The 19,552-nt window shown below is 72.5% G+C and carries 19 protein-coding genes; 9 read left to right on the forward strand and 10 right to left on the reverse strand.

Annotated features, from left to right (window positions below; all coding sequences use genetic code 11):
* Nucleotides 1-27: 27 nt before the first annotated feature.
* The 3 genes from ACFY9E_RS26300 to ACFY9E_RS26310 all read right to left on the reverse strand — a co-directional run bounded on the left by ACFY9E_RS26300 (nt 28) and on the right by ACFY9E_RS26310 (nt 3,416).
* A complete protein-coding gene (locus ACFY9E_RS26300) occupies nt 28-1,665 on the reverse strand; it encodes a phospho-sugar mutase (RefSeq protein ID WP_390988025.1) in 1,638 nt (545 codons plus the stop codon).
* Between the two features lie 382 nt (nt 1,666-2,047).
* The gene (locus ACFY9E_RS26305) at nt 2,048-2,872 is read right to left on the reverse strand and encodes a purine-nucleoside phosphorylase (protein ID WP_390988027.1); all 825 of its coding nucleotides are present in this window, start codon (nt 2,870-2,872) and stop codon (nt 2,048-2,050) included.
* Nucleotides 2,873-2,978: 106 nt separating this feature from the next.
* Nucleotides 2,979-3,416, reverse strand: coding sequence for a gamma-glutamylcyclotransferase (locus ACFY9E_RS26310; RefSeq protein WP_390988029.1), 438 nt, complete (start codon nt 3,414-3,416; stop codon nt 2,979-2,981).
* 97 nt (nt 3,417-3,513) lie between these two features.
* Between ACFY9E_RS26310 and ACFY9E_RS26315 the strand changes: the two genes are divergently transcribed.
* Both ACFY9E_RS26315 and ACFY9E_RS26320 read left to right on the forward strand, forming a co-directional pair.
* Nucleotides 3,514-4,962 (forward strand): NAD(P)H-quinone dehydrogenase, encoded by a 1,449-nt coding sequence (locus ACFY9E_RS26315; RefSeq protein ID WP_390988030.1) that lies wholly within the window; start codon nt 3,514-3,516, stop codon nt 4,960-4,962.
* Between the two features lie 166 nt (nt 4,963-5,128).
* Complete coding sequence (locus ACFY9E_RS26320) at nt 5,129-6,109, forward strand: DeoR family transcriptional regulator (RefSeq protein WP_390988032.1); 981 nt, start codon at nt 5,129-5,131, stop codon at nt 6,107-6,109.
* Between the two features lie 249 nt (nt 6,110-6,358).
* Here ACFY9E_RS26320 and ACFY9E_RS26325 read toward each other — a convergent pair whose 3' ends face one another.
* A complete protein-coding gene (locus ACFY9E_RS26325; protein WP_390988034.1) occupies nt 6,359-8,131 on the reverse strand; it encodes a biotin carboxylase N-terminal domain-containing protein in 1,773 nt (590 codons plus the stop codon).
* A gap of 337 nt (nt 8,132-8,468) precedes the next feature.
* Here ACFY9E_RS26325 and ACFY9E_RS26330 point away from each other — a divergent pair, with 337 nt between their 5' ends.
* A complete protein-coding gene (locus tag ACFY9E_RS26330) occupies nt 8,469-8,945 on the forward strand; it encodes a hypothetical protein (protein WP_390988035.1) in 477 nt (158 codons plus the stop codon).
* Here the strand turns inward: ACFY9E_RS26330 and ACFY9E_RS26335 are convergent.
* The 4 genes from ACFY9E_RS26335 to ACFY9E_RS26350 all read right to left on the reverse strand — a co-directional run bounded on the left by ACFY9E_RS26335 (nt 8,914) and on the right by ACFY9E_RS26350 (nt 11,618).
* The gene (locus tag ACFY9E_RS26335; RefSeq protein WP_390988037.1) at nt 8,914-9,534 is read right to left on the reverse strand and encodes a Maf family nucleotide pyrophosphatase; all 621 of its coding nucleotides are present in this window, start codon (nt 9,532-9,534) and stop codon (nt 8,914-8,916) included. The genes ACFY9E_RS26330 and ACFY9E_RS26335 overlap by 32 nt on opposite strands.
* 32 nt (nt 9,535-9,566) lie before the next feature.
* Entirely contained in the window at nt 9,567-9,695 is a 129-nt protein-coding gene (gene mmpB, locus ACFY9E_RS26340) for a morphogenic membrane protein MmpB (protein ID WP_107062905.1), read from the reverse strand.
* An 84-nt stretch (nt 9,696-9,779) separates the two neighbouring features.
* Nucleotides 9,780-9,989: an acyl-CoA carboxylase epsilon subunit gene (locus ACFY9E_RS26345; protein ID WP_031132777.1), complete on the reverse strand. Its 210-nt coding sequence runs from the start codon at nt 9,987-9,989 to the stop codon at nt 9,780-9,782.
* Between the two features lie 24 nt (nt 9,990-10,013).
* Nucleotides 10,014-11,618: a carboxyl transferase domain-containing protein gene (locus ACFY9E_RS26350; RefSeq protein WP_390988039.1), complete on the reverse strand. Its 1,605-nt coding sequence runs from the start codon at nt 11,616-11,618 to the stop codon at nt 10,014-10,016.
* 110 nt (nt 11,619-11,728) lie between these two features.
* Between ACFY9E_RS26350 and ACFY9E_RS26355 the strand changes: the two genes are divergently transcribed.
* Together ACFY9E_RS26355 and ACFY9E_RS26360 are read left to right on the forward strand one after the other, a co-directional pair.
* The gene (locus tag ACFY9E_RS26355; RefSeq protein WP_390988040.1) at nt 11,729-12,595 is read left to right on the forward strand and encodes a biotin--[acetyl-CoA-carboxylase] ligase; all 867 of its coding nucleotides are present in this window, start codon (nt 11,729-11,731) and stop codon (nt 12,593-12,595) included.
* Nucleotides 12,596-12,886: 291 nt separating this feature from the next.
* Entirely contained in the window at nt 12,887-13,993 is a 1,107-nt protein-coding gene (locus ACFY9E_RS26360; protein WP_390988042.1) for an adenylate/guanylate cyclase domain-containing protein, read from the forward strand.
* A gap of 18 nt (nt 13,994-14,011) precedes the next feature.
* Here the strand turns inward: ACFY9E_RS26360 and ACFY9E_RS26365 are convergent, their stop codons facing one another.
* The gene (locus ACFY9E_RS26365) at nt 14,012-14,692 is read right to left on the reverse strand and encodes a hypothetical protein (RefSeq protein WP_390988044.1); all 681 of its coding nucleotides are present in this window, start codon (nt 14,690-14,692) and stop codon (nt 14,012-14,014) included.
* A gap of 231 nt (nt 14,693-14,923) precedes the next feature.
* On the opposite strand from ACFY9E_RS26365, the gene ACFY9E_RS26370 reads away from it, so the two are divergent.
* The 3 genes from ACFY9E_RS26370 (at nt 14,924) to hutH (ending at nt 18,599) form a co-directional block, all read left to right on the forward strand.
* Nucleotides 14,924-15,724, forward strand: coding sequence for an enoyl-CoA hydratase-related protein (locus tag ACFY9E_RS26370; RefSeq protein ID WP_390988046.1), 801 nt, complete (start codon nt 14,924-14,926; stop codon nt 15,722-15,724).
* A gap of 90 nt (nt 15,725-15,814) precedes the next feature.
* Nucleotides 15,815-16,963: a diguanylate cyclase domain-containing protein gene (locus ACFY9E_RS26375; protein ID WP_390988048.1), complete on the forward strand. Its 1,149-nt coding sequence runs from the start codon at nt 15,815-15,817 to the stop codon at nt 16,961-16,963.
* Nucleotides 16,964-17,060: 97 nt separating this feature from the next.
* Entirely contained in the window at nt 17,061-18,599 is a 1,539-nt protein-coding gene (gene hutH, locus ACFY9E_RS26380) for a histidine ammonia-lyase (protein WP_390988390.1), read from the forward strand.
* Nucleotides 18,600-18,644: 45 nt separating this feature from the next.
* Here the strand turns inward: hutH and ACFY9E_RS26385 are convergent, their stop codons facing one another.
* Nucleotides 18,645-18,959, reverse strand: a complete 315-nt coding sequence (locus ACFY9E_RS26385) for a hypothetical protein (RefSeq protein ID WP_390988049.1) — start codon at nt 18,957-18,959, stop codon at nt 18,645-18,647.
* Between the two features lie 148 nt (nt 18,960-19,107).
* Here ACFY9E_RS26385 and ACFY9E_RS26390 point away from each other — a divergent pair, with 148 nt between their 5' ends.
* A complete protein-coding gene (locus ACFY9E_RS26390) occupies nt 19,108-19,398 on the forward strand; it encodes a hypothetical protein (RefSeq protein WP_390988051.1) in 291 nt (96 codons plus the stop codon).
* The last annotated feature ends 154 nt before the right edge of the window (nt 19,399-19,552 follow it).

Here is a 19,552-nt window from a genome sequence, read left to right on the forward strand (position 1 = left end):
CGGGGGCGGTGGTGCGGGGCCTCGGCCTCAGATGCCCGCTGCCGCCGACAGGTCGCGCTTGATCGACTCCAGCAGCGCCGTCGCCTTCGCGCGGGCCGCGGGGAGATCCTCGTGGGACCCGACCGGGATCACGACCTCCAGGTAGCACTTCAGCTTCGGCTCCGTGCCGCTTGGGCGGACGATCACCCGGGCGCCGTCGAGGGTGTAGCGCAGACCGTCCGTGGGCGGGAGTTCGGCCGTGCCCCGGGTGAGGTCGTCGGTACGGGTGACCGGCAGGCCGGCCAGTTCCGTCGGGGGCTGTTCGCGCAGGCGGCGCATCGCGGCGGCGATGAGGGAGAGATCCTCCACGCGGGCCGAGAGCTGGTCCGTCGCGTGCAGGCCGTGCTCCACCGCCAGGTCGTCCAGCAGGTCGAGGAGCGTGCGGCCCTCCTCCTTGAGCTGCGAGGCCAGTTCCGTGATCAGCAGCGCGGCCGTGATGCCGTCCTTGTCGCGCACGCCGTCGGGGTCCACGCAGTAGCCGAGGGCCTCCTCGTAGCCGAAGCGCAGGCCCTCGGCGCGGGCGATCCACTTGAAGCCGGTGAGGGTCTCGACGTGGGGGAGGCCCGCCTTCTCGGCGATCCGGCCGAGGAGGGACGACGAGACGATCGACTCCGCGAACGTGCCGGTCGCTCCGCGACGGACCAGATGGGCGGCGAGCAGGGCGCCGACCTCGTCGCCGCGCAGCATGCGCCAGTCGGTGCCGTCCTGAACGGCGACGGCACAGCGGTCCGCGTCCGGGTCGTTGGCGATGATCAGGTCCGGGGCGGTCTCGCCGGCGCGTGCCGTCGCGAAGGCCAGGTCCATCGCGCCGGGCTCCTCCGGGTTGGGGAACGCGACGGTCGGGAACTCCGGGTCGGGCTCGGCCTGCTCGGTGACGAGGACCGGTTCCGGGAACCCGGCGCGGGCGAAGGCGGCCAGGAGGACGTCCTTGCCGACGCCGTGCATCGCCGTGTACACCGTGCGGGCGGTGCGGGGGGAGTCCTCGGACAGGACGGCGTCCGTGCGGGCGAGGTAGGCGTCGAGGACGCTGTCGTCGAGGATGTCCCAGCCTTCGGTGGGGCGCCGGACGGTGGTGAGGGACGGGACCGCGGCGATCTCCGCCGCGATGTCGATGTCCGCCGGGGGGACGATCTGCGAGCCGTCGCCGAGGTAGACCTTGTAGCCGTTGTCGCGGGGCGGGTTGTGGCTGGCGGTGACCTCCACACCGGCGACCGCGCCGAGGTGCCTTATCGCGAAGGCGAGGACGGGGGTGGGGAGCGGGCGGGGGAGGATCGCCGCGCGCAGGCCGGCGCCGGTCATGACGGCGGCGGTGTCCTGGGCGAAGTCGTGCGACTTGTGGCGGGCGTCGTAGCCGATGACGACGAGGCCGTCGTCGTGCCCCTGCTTCTTGAGGTACGCGGCGAGGCCTGCGGCGGCGCGGATGACGACCGAGCGGTTCATGCGCATGGGGCCGGCGCCGAGTTCACCGCGGAGGCCGGCGGTGCCGAACTGGAGGGTGCCGCCGAAGCGTGCGCCGAGTTCCGTGTGGTCTCCGGCGTCGATGAGGCGGGCGAGCTCGGAGCGGGTCTCCGGGTCGGGATCCTCGGTGAGCCACGCCTGGGCCTGAGCGATGAGTTCGTCGTGCACGGTCGGTGTCAGCCTCTCGATTGTGGGTGGTGCCGGGTGCCTGCGGCGGCCTGTGCGGGGCCGCGGGAGTGCGCGTAGCGCCTGCCGGGGTGCGGTGGGCCGAGCCGCGCCGGGGGGTGTCCGTCCTCGGAACGGCGCGATGGGGTCGCGTACCGACTGACCGTTCGCCGACGCGCCAACCGCTGCGGGCGGACACCCTCCGACACGTCCCCTTCCGTGCGTACGCGGGTGCGGCGGCGCGGTGGCCCCGCTCGGCTGCGGGCAGTCGTGCCGCTGGGGGCGGTGGGGGCATCCCCGGCTCGAGCGACGCCGAGAGCTTGGGACCGCACCCCGCTACGCCGGCCGCGGTCCCACCCGGGCCCCAGCAGCGACGCCGGGTCGCCTACAGGCGTCCCAGGACCTGCGCGAGCAGCGAGCCCATCCTCGCCGCGGAGTCACGCCCGGCCTGGAGGACTTCCTCGTGGTTCAGGGGCTCGCCCGTCATGCCCGCGGCGAGGTTCGTGACCAGGGAGATGCCCAGGATCTCGGCGCCCGCCTCACGCGCGGCGATCGCCTCCAGGACCGTCGACATGCCCACCAGGTCCGCACCGATGACGCGGGCCATGCGGATCTCGGCCGGGGTCTCGTAGTGCGGGCCGGGGAACTGGGCGTAGACGCCCTCCTCCAGCGTGGCGTCGACCTCCTTGCACAGGGCCCGCAGACGCGGGGAGTACAGGTCGGTCAGGTCGACGAAGTTCGCGCCGATGATGGGGGAGGTGGCCGTGAGGTTGATGTGGTCGCTGATGAGGACCGGCTGGCCGGGGCGCATGCCCTCGCGCAGGCCGCCGCAGCCGTTGGTGAGGACGACCGTCTTGCAGCCGGCCGAGACGGCGGTACGGACGCCGTGGGCGACCGCTGCCACCCCGCGGCCCTCGTAGTAGTGCGTACGGCCCAGGAAGACCAGGGCGCGCTTGTCGCCGATCCGGTACGAGCGGATCTTGCCGCCGTGGCCCTCCACCGCCGGCGGCGGGAAACCGGGGAGCTCGGTGACCTGGAACTCGGCCTCGGGGGCGCCCAGGGCGTCCACGGCCGGGGCCCAGCCGGAGCCCATCACGAGGGCGACGTCGTGGGTCTCGGCGCCCGTCAGTTCGCGCAGGCGGGCCGCGGCGGCGTCGGCGGCGGCGTGGGGGTCGCCCTGGATGTCGTCCGGAAGAAGAGATGCGTTCACGCCGAAGAGGGTAGCCGGTGAAAGCCTACGCGCGTAGATGGCAGAGCTCACGGGGTGGCGATCGTTGTCTTGTCGTTTCCGACGAAGCGGCCCGGGCGGGCGCCCGTCAGCAGGGGCGCTTGCGGAGCTCCATCACGTAGTCGTGCGGAGCGCCGGCCGACTCGGCGGCGTCGGCGATCTCGCCCAGGTAGCGGGCGGAGGGCAGGCCGCCCTCGTACGCGTTCAGGGCGAAGGCCCAGGCCGATTCCTCACCGTCCAGGGTGTGGACCCGTACGCGCGTACGACGGTAGATGTCGAGGCTCACGCCCTCCCAGCGGTCGAGGGACTCCTCGTCCATCGGGGCGATGTCGTAGAGGGAGACGAAGACCTGGGAGAGCGGGTCCTCCACGATCGTGGGCAGCGCGCCCTCCCAGCCCATGTGCTCGCCGCCGAAGGTCAGTCGCCATCCGTTCAGCCAGCCGGTGGCGCGCAGCGGCGAGTGCGGGGCGCGGCGGGACATCAGCCGCGCGTCGAGGTTGCCGGCGTACGCGGCGTAGAGCGACATGGGGGAAGGGTACGGCAGGCGGCCCCGGCGTCACTGTCGTAACAACAGGCGCCTCGGCGGGGCCCCGGGGCGGTGGCACCGTGAGCGGTGCGGGACAATGGAGTACGTGACTCGGATCGTGATCATCGGTGGCGGACCCGGCGGATACGAAGCGGCCCTGGTGGCCGCCCAACTTGGCGCGGAGGTGACCGTCGTCGACTGCGACGGTCTGGGCGGGGCGTCGGTGCTCACCGACTGCGTGCCGTCGAAGACCCTGATCGCCACGGCCGAGGTGATGACCACCTTCGACTCCTCCTACGAGGAGCTGGGGATCATCGTCGCCGACGACACCCCGCACATCGAGCAGGCCGCCCGGGTGGTGGGCGTGGACCTGGGCAAGGTCAACCGGCGTGTGAAGCGGCTGGCGCTCGCCCAGTCGCACGACATCACCGCCTCCGTGACCCGTGCCGGGGCGCGTGTCATGCGCGGGCGCGGGCGGCTGGAGGGCATGCAGGCGCTCGACGGGTCGCGCAAGGTCGTGGTGCGCACCGCCGACGGGAGCGAGGAGACGCTGACGGCCGACGCCGTGCTCATCGCCACCGGCGGACACCCCCGTGAGCTGCCCGACGCCCTGCCCGACGGTGAGCGGATCCTGAACTGGACCCAGGTGTACGACCTCGACGAGCTCCCCGAGGAGCTGATCGTGGTCGGTTCCGGTGTCACCGGTGCCGAGTTCGCCGGTGCCTACCAGGCGCTGGGGTCGAGGGTGACGCTGGTGTCGTCGCGCGACCGCGTGCTGCCGGGTGAGGACCCGGACGCCGCCGCCGTGCTGGAGGACGTCTTCCGGCGGCGCGGCATGAACGTCATGGGGCGTTCCCGGGCGCAGTCCGCCAAGCGGGTCGGGGACCGGGTCGAGGTGACCCTCGCCGACGGGCGGGTCATCACCGGCTCGCACTGCCTCATGGCCGTCGGTGCCGTGCCCAACACCGCGGGCATGGGGCTGGAGGACGCCGGCGTCCGGCTGCGCGAGTCCGGCCACATCTGGACCGACAAGGTCTCGCGCACGACCGCTCCGGGCGTGTACGCGGCCGGTGACGTGACCGGCGTGTTCGCCCTCGCCTCCGTGGCCGCCATGCAGGGCCGCATCGCCATGTACCACTTCCTGGGCGACGCCGTGGCCCCGCTGAACCTCAAGACGGTCTCGTCGAACGTCTTCACCGACCCGGAGATCGCCACCGTCGGCTACACCCAGGCCGATGTCGACGGCGGGAAGATCGACGCCCGGTCCGTGAAGCTGCCGCTGCTGCGCAACCCGCGCGCGAAGATGCAGGGCATCCGCGACGGCTTCGTCAAGATCTTCTGCCGGCCGGGCACGGGCATCGTGGTGGGCGGTGTCGTCGTGGCGCCGCGCGCCTCGGAGCTGATCCACCCCATCTCGATCGCGGTCGACAACAATCTGACCGTCGAACAGATCGCGAAGGCCTTCACCGTCTACCCCTCCCTGTCGGGCTCGATCGCCGAGGTGGCGCGGCAGTTGCACTCCCGCAAGGAGAACGGCGAGGGCTGAGGCCGAAACCGACTCCTCCCTGGTCACGGGGAGTGTTCGACCATGCGTACGGCATAGGCGGCGGGACTAAGGCTCTATACCACTTCCCGCTGCTCGGTGCGAACATCTTCTGCTATTCAGCGCAAACTGCTGAAAGCAGACGGTCGCTGGCGTTACTGTCAGTTTCGTGTTCGCTGCAGAACGTCGCCAATTGATCCTCGAAATGGTGCGAGCGAACGGGGCCGTGTCGCTCCGTGAGCTCGCCCGCGTCGTCCAGACCTCCGAAGTGACCGTACGGCGGGACGTGCGCGCGCTGGAGGCAGAAGGACTCCTCGACCGCCGGCACGGCGGTGCGGTACTGCCGGGCGGTTTCACGCGAGAGTCCGGCTTTCCGCAGAAGTCCCATCTCGCGACCGCCGAGAAGACCGCCATCGCCGACCTCGCCGCGAATCTCGTGGAAGAGGGGGAGGCGATCGTGGTCGGGGCGGGTACGACGACCCAGGAGCTGGCCCGCCGGCTCGCCCGGGTGCCCGGGCTCACCGTCGTCACCAACTCCCTCCTCGTCGCCCAGGCGTTGGCCCATGCCAACCGGGTCGAGGTCGTGATGACCGGCGGTACGCTCCGCGGTTCGAACTACGCCCTGGTCGGGAGTGGTGCGGAGCAGTCCCTGCACGGGCTGCGGGTGTCGCGGGCGTTCCTGTCCGGAAGCGGGCTGACCGCCGAACGCGGGCTGTCCACGTCCAACATGCTGTCGGCGTCTGTCGACCGGGCGCTGGTGCAGGCCGCGGCGGAGGTGGTCGTGCTCGCCGATCACACCAAGCTCGGCACCGACACCATGTTCCAGACCGTGCCCACGGATCTCATCACACGCCTCGTCACGGACGAGCCGCCCGCGCATGACGACCGTGCCGCCACGGAACTCCAGGCGCTCGCCGACCAGGGCGTGCAGATCGCTGTCGCCGGGGGGCAAGGGGGCTCGGCCGGAGCGGGGGCGGGGGGCCCGGGGGGTGAATCCCTGCCGGCGCGCCAGCAGCGCCGGGACGTGCCGTTGCCCGGGCCTCGACGGCAGGTGCCGGGGGCCGGGGGCCAGTTGCGGTCCGCCTCGATGCTGGGTGAGCAGAGCCCTGGGACGGAGCGGGCGCGGGTGGCGGATCTGCGGCGGCGTTGAGGCCGGCCGCCGGGCGCTCGGCTTCGGTACTCGGGCGGGTGGGTGCGCACCCCGGCGCGACGAGACGCCGCTGCGCCCGCCCTCGCCCAAGCTCTCGGCTCTGTTCGAGCAGCGGGGCACCCCATGGCCCCAGGACACCCCCGACACGTCCCCATCCCGCGGTACGCCGGGTGCGGGCGCGTCGTGACGCCGACGGCGCGGCCCCGATCCGGGGCCGCGCCGTCGGCGTTGTCCGTCCGGACTCCGACCTCAGTCCTTGATCTCGCAGATGGCCGCGCCCGACGTCACCGACGCGCCGATCTCCGCGCTCAGGCCCTTGATGGTGCCCGACCTGTGCGCGTTCAGGGGCTGCTCCATCTTCATGGCCTCCAGGACGACGATCAGGTCGCCCTCCTTGACCTCCTGGCCCTCCTCCACGGCGACCTTGACGATGGTGCCCTGCATCGGGGAGGTCAGGGTGTCACCGGACGCCACGGGGCCCGACTTCTTGGCCGCGCGGCGCTTCGGCTTGGCGCCCGCCGCGAGACCCGTACGGGCCAGGGACATGCCCAGCGACGACGGCAGGGAGACCTCCAGGCGCTTGCCGCCGACCTCGACGACGACCGTCTCGCGGCCCGGCTCCTCGTCCGCCTCCGCATCGGCCGGTGCGGTGAACGGCTTGATCTCGTTGACGAACTCCGTCTCGATCCAGCGGGTGTGCACCGTGAACGGGTCGGACGAGTCCGTGAGCTCGGGCGCGAACGCCGGGTCCTTCACCACCGCGCGGTGGAACGGGATCGCCGTCGCCATGCCCTCGACCTGGAACTCCTCCAGCGCGCGGGCGGCCCGCTGGAGGGCCTCCTTGCGGGTGCGGCCGGTGACGATCAGCTTCGCCAGCAGGGAGTCCCACGCCGGGCCGATGACCGAGCCGGACTCCACACCCGCGTCCAGACGGACACCCGGGCCGGATGGCGGGGCGAACGTCGTGACCGTGCCGGGAGCCGGGAGGAAGTTGCGGCCCGGGTCCTCGCCGTTGATGCGGAACTCGAAGGAGTGGCCGCGCAGCTCCGGGTCGCCGTAGCCGAGCTCCTCGCCGTCGGCGATGCGGAACATCTCCCGCACGAGGTCGATACCGGCGACCTCCTCGGTGACCGGGTGCTCCACCTGGAGACGGGTGTTGACCTCCAGGAAGGAGATCGTGCCGTCGAGGCCGACGAGGAACTCGACCGTGCCGGCGCCGACGTAGCCGGCCTCCTTCAGGATCGCCTTGGAGGCCGAGTACAGCTGCTCCACCTGCGCGTCGGACAGGAAGGGGGCCGGGGCCTCCTCCACCAGCTTCTGGTGCCGGCGCTGGAGGGAGCAGTCACGGGTGGAGACGACCACCACGTTGCCGTGCTGGTCGGCCAGGCACTGGGTCTCCACGTGCCGCGGCTTGTCCAGGTACCGCTCGACGAAGCACTCGCCCCGGCCGAAGGCGGCGACGGCCTCGCGGACCGCCGAGTCGTACAGCTCCGGCACCTCTTCGAGGGTGCGGGCGACCTTCAGGCCACGACCGCCACCACCGAAGGCGGCCTTGATCGCGATCGGCAGGCCGTGCTCCTCGGCGAACGCGACGACCTCGTCGGCGCCGGACACCGGGTCGGGCGTGCCGGCCACCAGCGGGGCACCGGCGCGCTGCGCGATGTGCCGGGCGGCGACCTTGTCGCCGAGGTCGCGGATCGCCTGCGGCGGCGGGCCGATCCAGATCAGGCCCGCGTCCAGGACCGCCTGCGCGAACTCGGCGTTCTCCGAGAGGAAGCCGTAGCCGGGGTGGATCGCGTCCGCGCCCGACTCGCGGGCGGCGTTGAGCACCTTCTCGATGTCGAGGTAGCTGGTGCCCGGGGTGTCACCGCCCAGGGCGAACGCCTCATCCGCCGCGCGGACATGCAGAGCGTCCCGGTCCGGGTCGGCGTAGACGGCCACGCTCGCGATACCGGCATCCCGGCAGGCCCGGGCCACGCGGACAGCGATTTCGCCACGGTTGGCGATGAGCACCTTGCGCACGATTGAGGCTCCCTCCTTGAAACAAGCCGAGTTTAGGGACTGCCGACACGGCACTACGACCCGTCCCCAGTGGTGAGCTTGCCCACACGGAGCGTGATGCGTGGCTCGCTCGACCCGCGTAATCCCTTGTCGCACCGCGGTACGCAGTACTCCTGCGGGAAACCCTAGCCCCCTCCTGTGGTCAAGGTCTCTGTCATCACGTGCTGCGGGCCACTCGGTTTCTTTGTCGAGTCCCTACGAATGGCCCAATGATTCTTTGCCCCCTGCCGGACCCTTGTCCCCCGGTTTACCGGTTAGTAGCGTTCGCGATGTCTTCAGAGGGAAGAGGGTGGGCCCGGTGATACGCAGGCCGGTGGCGTGGGTCGTGGCGGTGGTGCTGTTCGCGGAGGCGTTCGGCGTCGCGGCGCTCAACTGGTTCCTGGGGATGGTCGTGGACCGGCAGGACATGTCGCTGGCCGGCCTGGACCCGCACATGATGTCGGTGTCGTCGAAGATCGGCGGGATCGCCTTCGGCCTCTACTTCGCGCTGTGCGGCCTGGTCGCGCTGCTGGTGGCGCTGCGGGACCGGCCCCCGGCGGGCTTCGGGCGGGTGCTGCTGATCAGCGCGGCCGTCGTGCACGGGCTGCTGGGCGCGTTCACCTGGGGCCCCGTCGGCTGGCCCGCGTTCCTGTTCATGGAGCTGGTGCTCGCCCTGATCGTCCTGCTGCTGATGACGTACGACCGCCCGGCCGAGCCCGCCGACGCCGCGCCCGGGGGCGCGAAGAGCGGCGACGGGTCCCCGGTCACTTCTCCGCCGGCGCCCACAACTCCGTGATGCCGACGCCCAGTTCCGCCAGCAGCCGCCGGACCAGGGGCAGGCTGATGCCGATGACGTTGCCGTGGTCGCCGTCGATGCCGTCGATGAACGGGGCCGAGCGGCCGTCCAGGGTGAACGCCCCGGCGACGTAGAGGGGTTCGCCGGAGGCCACGTAGGCGGCGATCTCCTCGTCGGTGGGTTCGCCGAAGTGGACGACCGTGGAGGCGGTGGCGGACACGTAGCGGCCGGTGAGCGTGTCGTAGACGCAGTGGCCCGTCTGGAGGGTGCCGGCCCGGCCGCGCATCGCCTTCCAGCGGGCGGTGGCCTCCTCGGCGTCCGCTGGCTTGCCGAGAGCCTGGCCGTCCAGGTCGAGCACCGAGTCGCAGCCGATCACGAGCGCGCCCTTGGTCTCCGGCCGGGCCGCCACGACGGAGGCCTTCGCCTCGGCCAGGGCCAGCGCGAGCTCGGCGGGGGTGGGGGCGGTGACGGCGTCCTCGTCGACGCCGCTCACGATCACCTCGGGGGCGAGGCCGGCCTGGCGGAGCAGTCCGAGCCGGGCGGGGGACTGGGAGGCGAGGACGAGTCGGCGACGCGGCTGATCTGTCATGCGTTCAGCGTATCGGCGTCACCCCGGGCGTCTCACCTCACGCCGATCACGATCATCGCCAGGACCATGGCAAGGGCCAGGAGAACGCTCAGCCGCCGCAGCATGTCCTGCGTATCACGCAGTTCTTCGGGCGGCTCGTTCTCGGGGTCGGACCACAGCATGACCCCAGCGTGCGGCCTGGCCCGGCGGGGCGCCTGAGTAGGGGTACTCAAATCGGCGCCCCGCGTTGTTCCGCAGGGCTGGTCTCACCCTGGCCAATAGGTGCGGCCCCACGCCGCCGGCCCCGGCTGGGGCAGGCGGTGGGCCGCGATGCGGGACGGGTCGGACCAGGAGTCGCGGGTGGCCGGCGCGCCGGGCGGCGTTGCCGCAGCCGCCGCGGCGCGGGCCCTGACCACCGCCAGGGCGGCGGCCAGCTCCTCCGGGGTCGGGTTGCCCCGTACGACCTTGATCGTCATGTGGGCCTCCTGGGCTCGATGCGGCTAGAGGGGGATGTTGCCGTGCTTCTTCGGAGGCAGGGATTCCCGCTTCGTACGCAGTTGACGCAGTCCCCGTACGACGTGACGGCGGGTCTCGGACGGCAGGATCACGGCGTCGATGTAACCGCGCTCGGCCGCGACGTAGGGGTTGAGGAGGGCGTCCTCGTACTCCTGGATGAGCCGCGCCCGGACCGCCTCCAGGTCCTCCCCGGCCGCCTCGGCCTCGGCGATGGTGCGGCGGTGCAGGATGTTGACCGCGCCCTGGGCGCCCATGACGGCGATCTGGGCGGTGGGCCAGGCGAGGTTGAGGTCGGCGCCCAGGTGCTTGGAGCCCATGACGTCGTAGGCGCCGCCGAAGGCCTTGCGCGTGATGACCGTGATGAGCGGGACGGTCGCCTCGGCGTAGGCGTAGATCAGCTTGGCACCGCGGCGGATGATGCCGTCGTGCTCCTGGTCGACGCCGGGCAGGAAGCCGGGGACGTCGACGAAGGTGATCACCGGGACGTTGAAGGCGTCGCAGGTCCGCACGAAGCGGGCGGCCTTCTCGCTGGCCTTGATGTCCAGGCAGCCGGCGAACTGCATCGGCTGGTTGGCGACGATGCCCACCGGGTGGCCCTCGACCCGGCCGAACCCGGTGACGATGTTCGGCGCGTACAGCGGCTGCGTCTCGAAGAACTCGGCGTCGTCCAGGACGTGCTCGATCACCGTGTGCATGTCGTACGGCTGGTTCGCGCTGTCCGGGACGATCACGTCCAGCTCGCGGTCCTCGTCGCCGACCTCCAGGTCCGCCTCCTCCGCGAAGACCGGGGCCTCGGAGAGGTTGTTGGACGGCAGGTACGACAGCAGCTGCTTGATGTACTCGATGGCGTCCTTCTCGTCGCCCGCCATGTGGTGGGCGACTCCCGAGGTCGCGTTGTGGGTCCTGGCGCCGCCCAGCTCCTCGAAGCCCACGTCCTCGCCGGTGACGGTCTTGATGACGTCGGGGCCGGTGATGAACATGTGCGAGGTCTGGTCGACCATGACCGTGAAGTCGGTGATGGCCGGGGAGTAGACCGCGCCGCCCGCGCACGGTCCGACGACGAGGCTGATCTGCGGGATCACGCCGGAGGCGTGGGTGTTGCGGCGGAAGATCTCGCCGTAGGCGCCCAGCGAGGCCACGCCCTCCTGGATGCGGGCGCCACCGGAGTCGTTGATCCCGATGACCGGGCAGCCGGTCTTCAGGGCGAAGTCCATGACCTTGACGATCTTCTGGCCGTACACCTCGCCGAGGGCACCGCCGAAGACGGTGAAGTCCTGGGAGAACACGGCGACCGGGCGGCCGTCGACGGTGCCGTACCCGGTGACGACCCCGTCGCCGTACGGGCGGTTCTTGTCGAGGCCGAAGTTGGTGGAGCGGTGCCGGGCGAACTCGTCGAGCTCGACGAAGGAGCCCTCGTCGAGCAGGAGCTCGATCCGCTCACGGGCCGTCAGTTTGCCCTTGGCGTGCTGCTTTTCGACGGCACGAGCGGAGCCGGCGTGTGTCGCTTCCTCGATGCGTCGCTTCAGATCCGCGAGCTTGCCCGCGGTCGTGTGAATGTCGGGCTGCTGCTGCTCTTCCGGCTCGGACATCGGGATGCGGCTCCCTGCCTGCTCAAAAGGGGGGACGGTTACTCATCCGTAGAGTAGTGGGGTGCCTCCGCATCGGCAGTGCGGCGTTTACCACACCTAGGGTGGCTTGCATGACGCCGCGAGATGCATCAGAGCCGAACGGAAGCCGGTGGTCGGACCTGGACCGTCCGCCCCTCAACATCACCGCCCTGCGCCGGGGTCTGGTACGGCAGGGAGGGCTGTGGTCGGAGGTGGACGTGGTGCAGCGCACCGGCTCCACCAACTCCGATCTGGTGGCCCGGGCGGCGAAGGGCGAGGCGGCCGAGGGCGCGGTGCTGGTCGCCGAGGCGCAGACGGCGGGCCGCGGCCGCCTCGACCGGCAGTGGACGGCACCGCCCCGCTCCGGCCTCTTCTTCTCCGTCCTGCTCACGCCGAGCGAGGTGCCGATGGCGCACTGGGGGTGGCTGCCGTTGCTGACCGGGGTCGCGGTGGCGACGGGGCTGTCCCGGGCGGCGGGCGTGGACACGGCCCTGAAGTGGCCGAACGATCTGCTGGTCACGGTGGGGGGAGCCGAACGCAAGGCCGGAGGGATCCTGGCCGAGCGGGCCGGCGACGACGGGGTGGTCATCGGGGTCGGCATCAACGTCTCCCTCAGGGACGACGAGCTGCCCGTGCCGACGGCGGGTTCGCTGGCGCTGGCCGGGGCGGTGAGCACGGACCGGGACCCGCTGCTGCGGGGCGTGCTGCGCTCGCTGGAGGACTGGTACGGCAAGTGGCGCGCGGCGGGGGGCGACGCGGGAGCTTGCGGGTTGCACGAGGCATATGCGGCCGGCTGTGCGACGCTCGGCCGGGTGGTCCGGGCGGAGCTGCCGGGGGACCGGGCGGTCGTGGGGGAAGCGGTGGCGGTGGACGGGGACGGGCGGTTGGTGCTCGCCACCGCGGAGGGCGTGCAGGAGCCGGTCGGCGCCGGGGACATCGTGCACCTGAGACCGGCGTGAGCTGAGGCCGGGTGGGCCCGCAGCCCGGCGGCACGCATGCCCGCAGCCAACGCTGAGGCCGGACACGGGCCAGCTTCCAGCCCGTCCGGCGATGGAGGACGAGGCCGTCCAGGCCGAAGCGGAGGTCTGGGGGCGGCAGCCCCCAGTAGGGCCGCGGCACCGATGCCGAGTGGCATGAAAACGCGGGGCACCCCACCCGTCGGCTGAACCAACGGAGTGAGCTGGCGCACACCTGCCGTAGAGTTGAGGCCGGTCGATACATGACCGTGACAGATCGGAAGGGCAACACGCGTGACCGTCGACGACTCGGGTTCCGGCGAGGACGCGCAGGGCGCCGACTCCGGCGAGGATCCGCTCGCCCTGCGCCTCGAAGGGCTCATCCTGGGCGCCGAGCGCCGCTACACCCCGTTCCAGGCGGCCCGCAGCGCCGGCGTCTCCATGGAACTGGCCTCCCGCTTCTGGCGGGCCATGGGCTTCGCCGACATCGGCCAGGCCAGGGCCCTCACCGAGGCGGACGTCCTCGCGCTGCGGCGTCTGGCCGGTCTCGTCGAGGCGGGTCTGCTGAGCGAGGCGATGGCCGTGCAGGTGGCCCGGTCCACGGGGCAGACCACCGCGCGGCTCGCCGAATGGCAGATCGACTCCTTCCTGGAGGGGCTGACCGAGCCGCCCGAGCCGGGCATGACCCGCACCGAGGTGACGTACCCGATCGTCGAGCTGCTCCTGCCCGAGCTGGAGGAGTTCCTGGTCTACGTCTGGCGCCGGCAGCTCGCCGCGTCGGCCGGGCGGGTCGTGCAGGCGGCCGACGACGACGAGATGGTCGACCGGCGCCTGGCCGTCGGCTTCGCCGACCTGGTCGGGTTCACGCGGCTGACCCGCCGCATGGAGGAGGAGGAGCTCGGCGAGCTGGTCGAGGCCTTCGAGACCACGGCCGCCGACTTGGTGGCCGCGAACGGCGGGCGGCTGATCAAGACCCTCGGTGACGAGGTGCTGTACGCCGCCGACGACGCGGGCACGGCCGCCGAGATCGCCCTGCGGCTGATCGAGACCATGGCGCACGACGAGACGATGCCGGAACTGCGTGTCGGCATGGCGTTCGGCACGGTGACCACCCGTATGGGTGATGTGTTCGGTACGACCGTGAATCTGGCCTCCCGGCTCACCTCGATAGCTCCGAAGGACGCCGTCCTCGTCGACACCGCCTTCGCCGAGGAGCTGATCCGTACGCAGGACGCCCCGACCTCGGAGGCGGAGGCGGCCGAGGAGGCCGCGGCGGCGGAGAAGGAGGGCGAGGAGCCCCCCGTGTACCGGTTCGGGCTCCAGCCGATGTGGCAGCGGCCCGTGCGTGGGCTGGGCGTGGTGGAGCCGTGGCTGCTCACCCGGCGGGACGGCGCGCTGTAGCCGGTTGTCCGTGGGGCGTCACCGGTCCCCGAGGGGCGAGTCCACGCAGAGGCCGATGACCGGCACGCACAGGCCCGGGTCCTGCGGCTTCGCAGGCGCCTCGGGCCGGGGGGCCGGGGTGGGTGCGGTCCGGCTCGGCCGTGCGGACGGGGCCGGTGGCGGGCCCGGGACGTCGCCCTGCGACGCCGTCGGCGCCGGGGCCGGACCCGGAGTGTTCGGCGTGTCGGGGATGGTCGTGGGTGCGGAGCCGGTGGCCACGCCGGTCGCGGGGGCGCCGGTCGCGGTGGACGGAGGCGGCTGTGGCCCGTCGGTGCCCGCGGACGGGGTCAGGTCGCCCGGGGTCGTGGGCGGCGAGGGGCTCGCCTCGGGCGCGGCCGGGAAGGTCGCGGCGGTGTGGGCGGCGTCATCGGTGACGGTGGAGACCGGTTCCGGACGGGGCCCTGCCCCGACGGGACCGGCGTCGGCGTCCGGACCGGAGGCCAGGCGCAGGAGGCTCAGTGCGCCCGTGGCGAGGACGAGGCCGCCGGCGGCGAGCAGGACCTTGCGGGGACGGGGCTTGCGGTGCCGCCCCCGGACGCGGGGAGCGAAGGGGCCGGTCTCGGCCGGGACCGGCTCGAGGGGCGCGGGCGGCTCACGCCGGTGGGGTGCCGTGGTGCTCCCGATGTCCCCTCGCGGCCTCGCCTGTGTGTTCGTCGTCATCACGGTCCTCCCCGAAACGGTCCCTCCCCGAAGCACCTGCGCCCCCTGCGCGCCATGGCGGACGCACGCTATGCGCTCCCATGGGCGGTTGGGCCGGAGTTGGGGTGATGTCACTCGAACGGGTGGGCGGGGGTGGAGGGGGAACCGGACGCGTCCGGCCTTTCGCGGGTGGGGTGCGGCTGCGATGATCGGAGCGTCGACCTTGTTAACCCGCGTTAACCGGAGGGTGTCATGAGTGAGGAACGGTTCGGGGAGTTCGTGCTGGTGCGGCGGCACGAGCAGGGGCATGTCGCGGAGCTCGTCCTCGACCGGCCCAAGGCCATGAACGCGGTGTCGACCCAGATGGCGCGGTCCATCGCCGGGGCGTGCACGGCCCTGGGGGAGGACCGGGACGTGCGGGTGGTCGTGCTCACCTCGACGCACGAGCGGGCCTTCTGTGTGGGAGCCGACCTGAAGGAGCGGAACTCGTTCAGCGACGCGGATCTGCTGCGGCAGCGGCCGGTGACGCGGGGGGCGTACACCGGGGTGCTGGAGCTGCCGGTGCCGACGGTGGCGGCGGTGCACGGGTTCGCCCTCGGCGGCGGATTCGAGCTGGCCCTGGCGTGTGACGTGATCGTGGCGGACCGGACGGCCGTGGTGGGGCTGCCGGAGGTCTCGGTCGGGGTGATCCCCGGGGGCGGGGGGACGCAGTTGCTGCCACGACGGGTCGGGGCGGCCCGGGCGGCCGAGCTGATCTTCTCCGCGCGGCGGGTGGAGGCCGTTGAGGCGGGGGAGTTGGGGCTGGTCGACCAGGTGGTCCAGGAGGGACGGGACCGCGAGGAGGCGCTGGCGCTGGCGGCCCGGATCGCCGGGAACTCGCCGGTGGGGCTCCGGGCGGCGAAGCGGGCGTTGCGGCTCGGGCAGGGGCTGGATCTGCGGGCCGGGCTCGAGGTCGAGGACGCGGCGTGGCGGGCCACGGCGTTCTCGGGGGACCGGGCGGAGGGTGTCGCGGCCTTCAACGAGCGGCGCAAGCCGCAGTGGCCGGGAGAGTAGAGGGCCGGAGCGGCGGTCCGGGCCGAACAGGTCGTCCCCGTTCGCGTCGTAAACAGGTCAGTCTGGCTGGAAACTCCCTAGCCTGGAGTGATGGGTGAGGACAGACGGCTGGCGGCCGTCGTCGCATTGGCTCAGGGGATGGCGGCCGCGCACGGGTCGCGTGAGGCGTGGCGTGCGGCGGCCACCGGGGCGTGCCGGGCGCTGGGCGGGAGCTTCGCCGCGCTGTCGGTGTGGGAGCGGGAGCTCGGGCGGCTGAGGGTCCTCGTGAACGTCGGCGAGCTGGCCGAGGGGGAAGAGGAGTTCCCCGAGGACGAGGCCTATCCGGTGCACCAGTTCGCGGAGATCACCGAGTTCCTGCACGAGCAGTGGGCCGGTGGCGGCGAGCCCGACGCGTGGGTGGAGACCGCCGAGGGACCCGCGGCCGGGCAGCCCGGGTACTGCCATCAGCGGGTGGCCGCCCTGCGGCGCCGGGGCCGCGGCTGCTGTGTGGTCGCGCCCATCGTGCTGCACGGGCGGGCCTGGGGCGAGCTGTACGTCGCCCGGCCGGCCGGCGAAGCCGTCTTCGGCCGGGGTGACGCCGACTTCGCCACCGTCCTGGCCTCCGTCGTGGCCGCCGGTATCGCCCAGACCGAGCGGCTGGAGGAGGTCCGGCGGCTCGCCTTCACCGACTCCCTCACCGGACTCGCCAACCGGCGTGCCGTGGACGTGCGCCTGGAGCAGGCGATCGAGCGGCATCGCGGTGACGGGGCCGTCGTCAGTCTCGTCGTCTGCGACCTGAACGGGCTCAAGCGGGTCAACGACACCCACGGGCACGCCGCCGGTGACCGGCTCCTGGAGCGGTTCGGCTCGGTGCTGTCGCTGTGCGGGGCCATGCTGCCGGGGGCGCTGGCGGCGCGGCTAGGCGGGGACGAGTTCTGTCTGCTCGCGGTCGGGCCGCCCGCCGACCAGGTCGTGAAGGCGGCCGGCGAACTGTGTCGCCGAGCCGCCGAGTTGGAGCTCGGGGACGGTGTGGCCTGCGGGGTCGCGTCCACCGAGGACCCGATCGGGCCCGTGCGCTCCGCCCGGCGGCTGTTCCGTCTCGCCGACGCCGCCCAGTACCGGGCCAAGGCCGAGCGGGCGAGCCGGCCGGTCGTGGCCGGGCGGGCCGGGCCGGACGATCCCGTCGTGCGGCTCGCGGACCAGCCGTCCCAGGAGGCGGGCGGTGAGCGCCGGAGGTTCCGGGGCCGGCACGCACCCTGACCCCGGGGCCGGACGGTGTGACCCATTCGGTAAGGGGTGAACGCCGTCCCCAGTGGTGACATCATCGAATTCACTGCGTACGCTCCTGAATATGGATATGCACACTGTGGTGGTGGGGACGTCGGGAGTGACCGCGTCCGACGTGCTCGCCGTGGCGCGCGGCGGCGCCCGCGTCGAGCTCTCCGAGGAGGCCGTGGCCGCCCTCGCCGCGGCCCGCGAGATCGTGGACGCGCTGGCGGCCAAGCCGGACCCCGTGTACGGCGTGAGCACCGGCTTCGGTGCCCTGGCGACCCGGCACATCAGCCCGGAGCTGCGCGCCCAGCTCCAGCGCAACATCGTCCGCTCGCACGCCGCCGGGATGGGTCCGGCCGTGGAGCGCGAAGTCGTCCGCGCCCTGATGTTCCTGCGGCTCAAGACCGTCTGCTCCGGGCACACCGGCGTACGGCCCGAGGTCGCGCAGACCATGGCCGACCTCCTCAACGCCCGGATCACCCCGGTCGTGCACGAGTACGGCTCCCTCGGCTGCTCCGGCGACCTCGCGCCGCTGTCCCACTGCGCGCTGGCGCTCATGGGCGAGGGCGACGCCGAGGGCCCCGACGGTGTCGTGCGCCCGGCCGCCGAACTCCTCGCCGCGCACGGCATCCAGCCGGTCGAACTGCGCGAGAAGGAGGGCCTCGCCCTCCTCAACGGCACCGACGGCATGCTCGGCATGCTGGTGATGGCCCTGGCCGACCTGGACACGCTCTACCGGTCCGCCGACGTCACCGCCGCCCTGTCGCTGGAGGCCCTGCTCGGCACCGACAAGGTCCTCGCCCCCGAGTTGCACGCCATCCGCCCGCACCCGGGGCAGGCCGCCAGCGCCGCCAACATGCTGGCCGTGCTGAAGGGGTCGGGCCTGACCGGGCACCACCAGGACGACGCCCCGCGCGTCCAGGACGCCTACTCGGTGCGCTGCGCCCCGCAGGTCGCCGGCGCCGGGCGGGACACCATGGCCCACGCCCGGCTGGTCGCCGACCGCGAGCTGGCGGCCGCCGTGGACAACCCCGTCGTCCTGCCCGACGGCCGGGTGGAGTCCAACGGCAACTTCCACGGGGCGCCCGTCGGCTACGTGCTGGACTTCCTCGCCATCGCCGTCGCCGACCTCGGCTCGATCGCCGAGCGGCGCACCGACCGGCTGCTCGACAAGAACCGCAGCCACGGCCTGCCGCCGTTCCTCGCCGACGACCCCGGTGTGGACTCGGGCCTGATGATCGCTCAGTACACACAGGCCGCGCTGGTGAGCGAACTGAAGCGGCTCGCCGTACCCGCGTCGGCCGACTCGATCCCGTCCTCCGCCATGCAGGAGGACCACGTCTCGATGGGCTGGTCGGCGGCGCGCAAGCTGCGCACGGCCGTCGACAACCTCACCCGTGTCATCGCCATCGAGCTCTACGCCGCCACGCGCGCCGTCGAGTTGCGCGAGGGGCTGACCCCGGCACCCGCGACGCGGGCGGTCATCGACGCCGTGCGGGAGGCGGGGGTTCAGGGCACCGGACCGGACCGGTTCCTCGCCCCCGACCTCGCCGCGGCGGACGCGTTCGTGCGGGACGGGCGGCTGCTGGCCGCGGTGGAGAAGGTCACCGGGCCGCTCCAGTAGGGCGGCAGGGGCCCTGCCGCCGGCGGGGCCCCGCGTCAACGGCCGTCAGAAGCCGAGCCGTTCCCGGCGGACCGAGTACACGACGAACCCGGCGCCCAGCGTCAGGCAGAAGGTCCCGCCGATCACGTACGGCGTGCTGTCGAAGCTGCCGGTGTCGGCGAGACGGGTGCCGGTGACGGAGGCGTCCGCGGTCGTGGCCGCGATCCGAGCCTGCTCCGTGACCTGCGGCGACGGGCTCGTCGAGACCGCGTCTCTCACCGGCGAGTCCGACGTCGCGTTCGCGGACGGGACGAACCACAGGGCGCCCAGCAAGGACGCCGCGGCGGTGGCGGTCAGCAACGGACGGCGAGCGGATGACACGGAATATCGATCCCCTTGTGGCGCTGGCGAATTGGCCGTGTGGGGCGATGTTAGTGAAAGTCGCGGGTCACGGGAAAGTCACGGGAGGACCTGGACGTACGCTCGCGCCATGAGCACTCCAGAGACATCACGTTTTGTACGGGTTCGGGTGGAAGTCGTTCTCGAGGTCGACGACGCGGACGCGGTCACCAAGGCCGCGCTGCGCCGGATCGCCGACGAGGCAGAGATGCCGGCGGCGGAACGGGCCCACGCCGAGGGCGCTGTGACGGAAGACACCGCGGAGGCCCTGGCCTACCTCGTGGACCCGTTCGACCTGGTCAGCCAGGTACCCGGGGTGGAGCTCCAGCAGGCCTCCTGGAGCAGCGAGCGGATCGACTACGACCCCGATTCGCCGGAGTGGGACCTCGACGAGGATGATGGCCACGACAACGACGGCTGAGCTGTTCGGGAAACTCGTGACCCCGGGCGGCAACCGCCGCCCGGGGTCTTCGCGTCTCAAACGGCGCACCGACCGCACCCGTATCGACGGGCACCGTCCGTCACGGACGTGGTGATCCCCACACCTGCGCGACCTGGGGAACCGGGCGAACCGG

Origin of the sequence: Streptomyces sp. NPDC012466 (assembly GCF_042955215.1) — a bacterium.
GTDB lineage: Bacteria > Actinomycetota > Actinomycetes > Streptomycetales > Streptomycetaceae > Streptomyces.

Coding starts and splice junctions, on each gene's coding strand:
- ACFY9E_RS26310 (WP_390988029.1), bottom strand. CDS start 3,416: ATGTCGCTCTACGCCGCGTACGCCGGCAACCTCGACGCGCGGCTGATG.
- ACFY9E_RS26315 (WP_390988030.1), top strand. CDS start 3,514: ATGGAGTACGTGACTCGGATCGTGATCATCGGTGGCGGACCCGGCGGA.
- ACFY9E_RS26335 (WP_390988037.1), bottom strand. CDS start 9,534: ATGACAGATCAGCCGCGTCGCCGACTCGTCCTCGCCTCCCAGTCCCCC.
- mmpB (WP_107062905.1), bottom strand. CDS start 9,695: ATGCTGTGGTCCGACCCCGAGAACGAGCCGCCCGAAGAACTGCGTGAT.
- ACFY9E_RS26345 (WP_031132777.1), bottom strand. CDS start 9,989: ATGACGATCAAGGTCGTACGGGGCAACCCGACCCCGGAGGAGCTGGCC.
- ACFY9E_RS26350 (WP_390988039.1), bottom strand. CDS start 11,618: ATGTCCGAGCCGGAAGAGCAGCAGCAGCCCGACATTCACACGACCGCG.
- ACFY9E_RS26355 (WP_390988040.1), top strand. CDS start 11,729: ATGACGCCGCGAGATGCATCAGAGCCGAACGGAAGCCGGTGGTCGGAC.
- ACFY9E_RS26365 (WP_390988044.1), bottom strand. CDS start 14,692: ATGACGACGAACACACAGGCGAGGCCGCGAGGGGACATCGGGAGCACC.
- ACFY9E_RS26370 (WP_390988046.1), top strand. CDS start 14,924: ATGAGTGAGGAACGGTTCGGGGAGTTCGTGCTGGTGCGGCGGCACGAG.
- ACFY9E_RS26375 (WP_390988048.1), top strand. CDS start 15,815: ATGGGTGAGGACAGACGGCTGGCGGCCGTCGTCGCATTGGCTCAGGGG.
- hutH (WP_390988390.1), top strand. CDS start 17,061: ATGCACACTGTGGTGGTGGGGACGTCGGGAGTGACCGCGTCCGACGTG.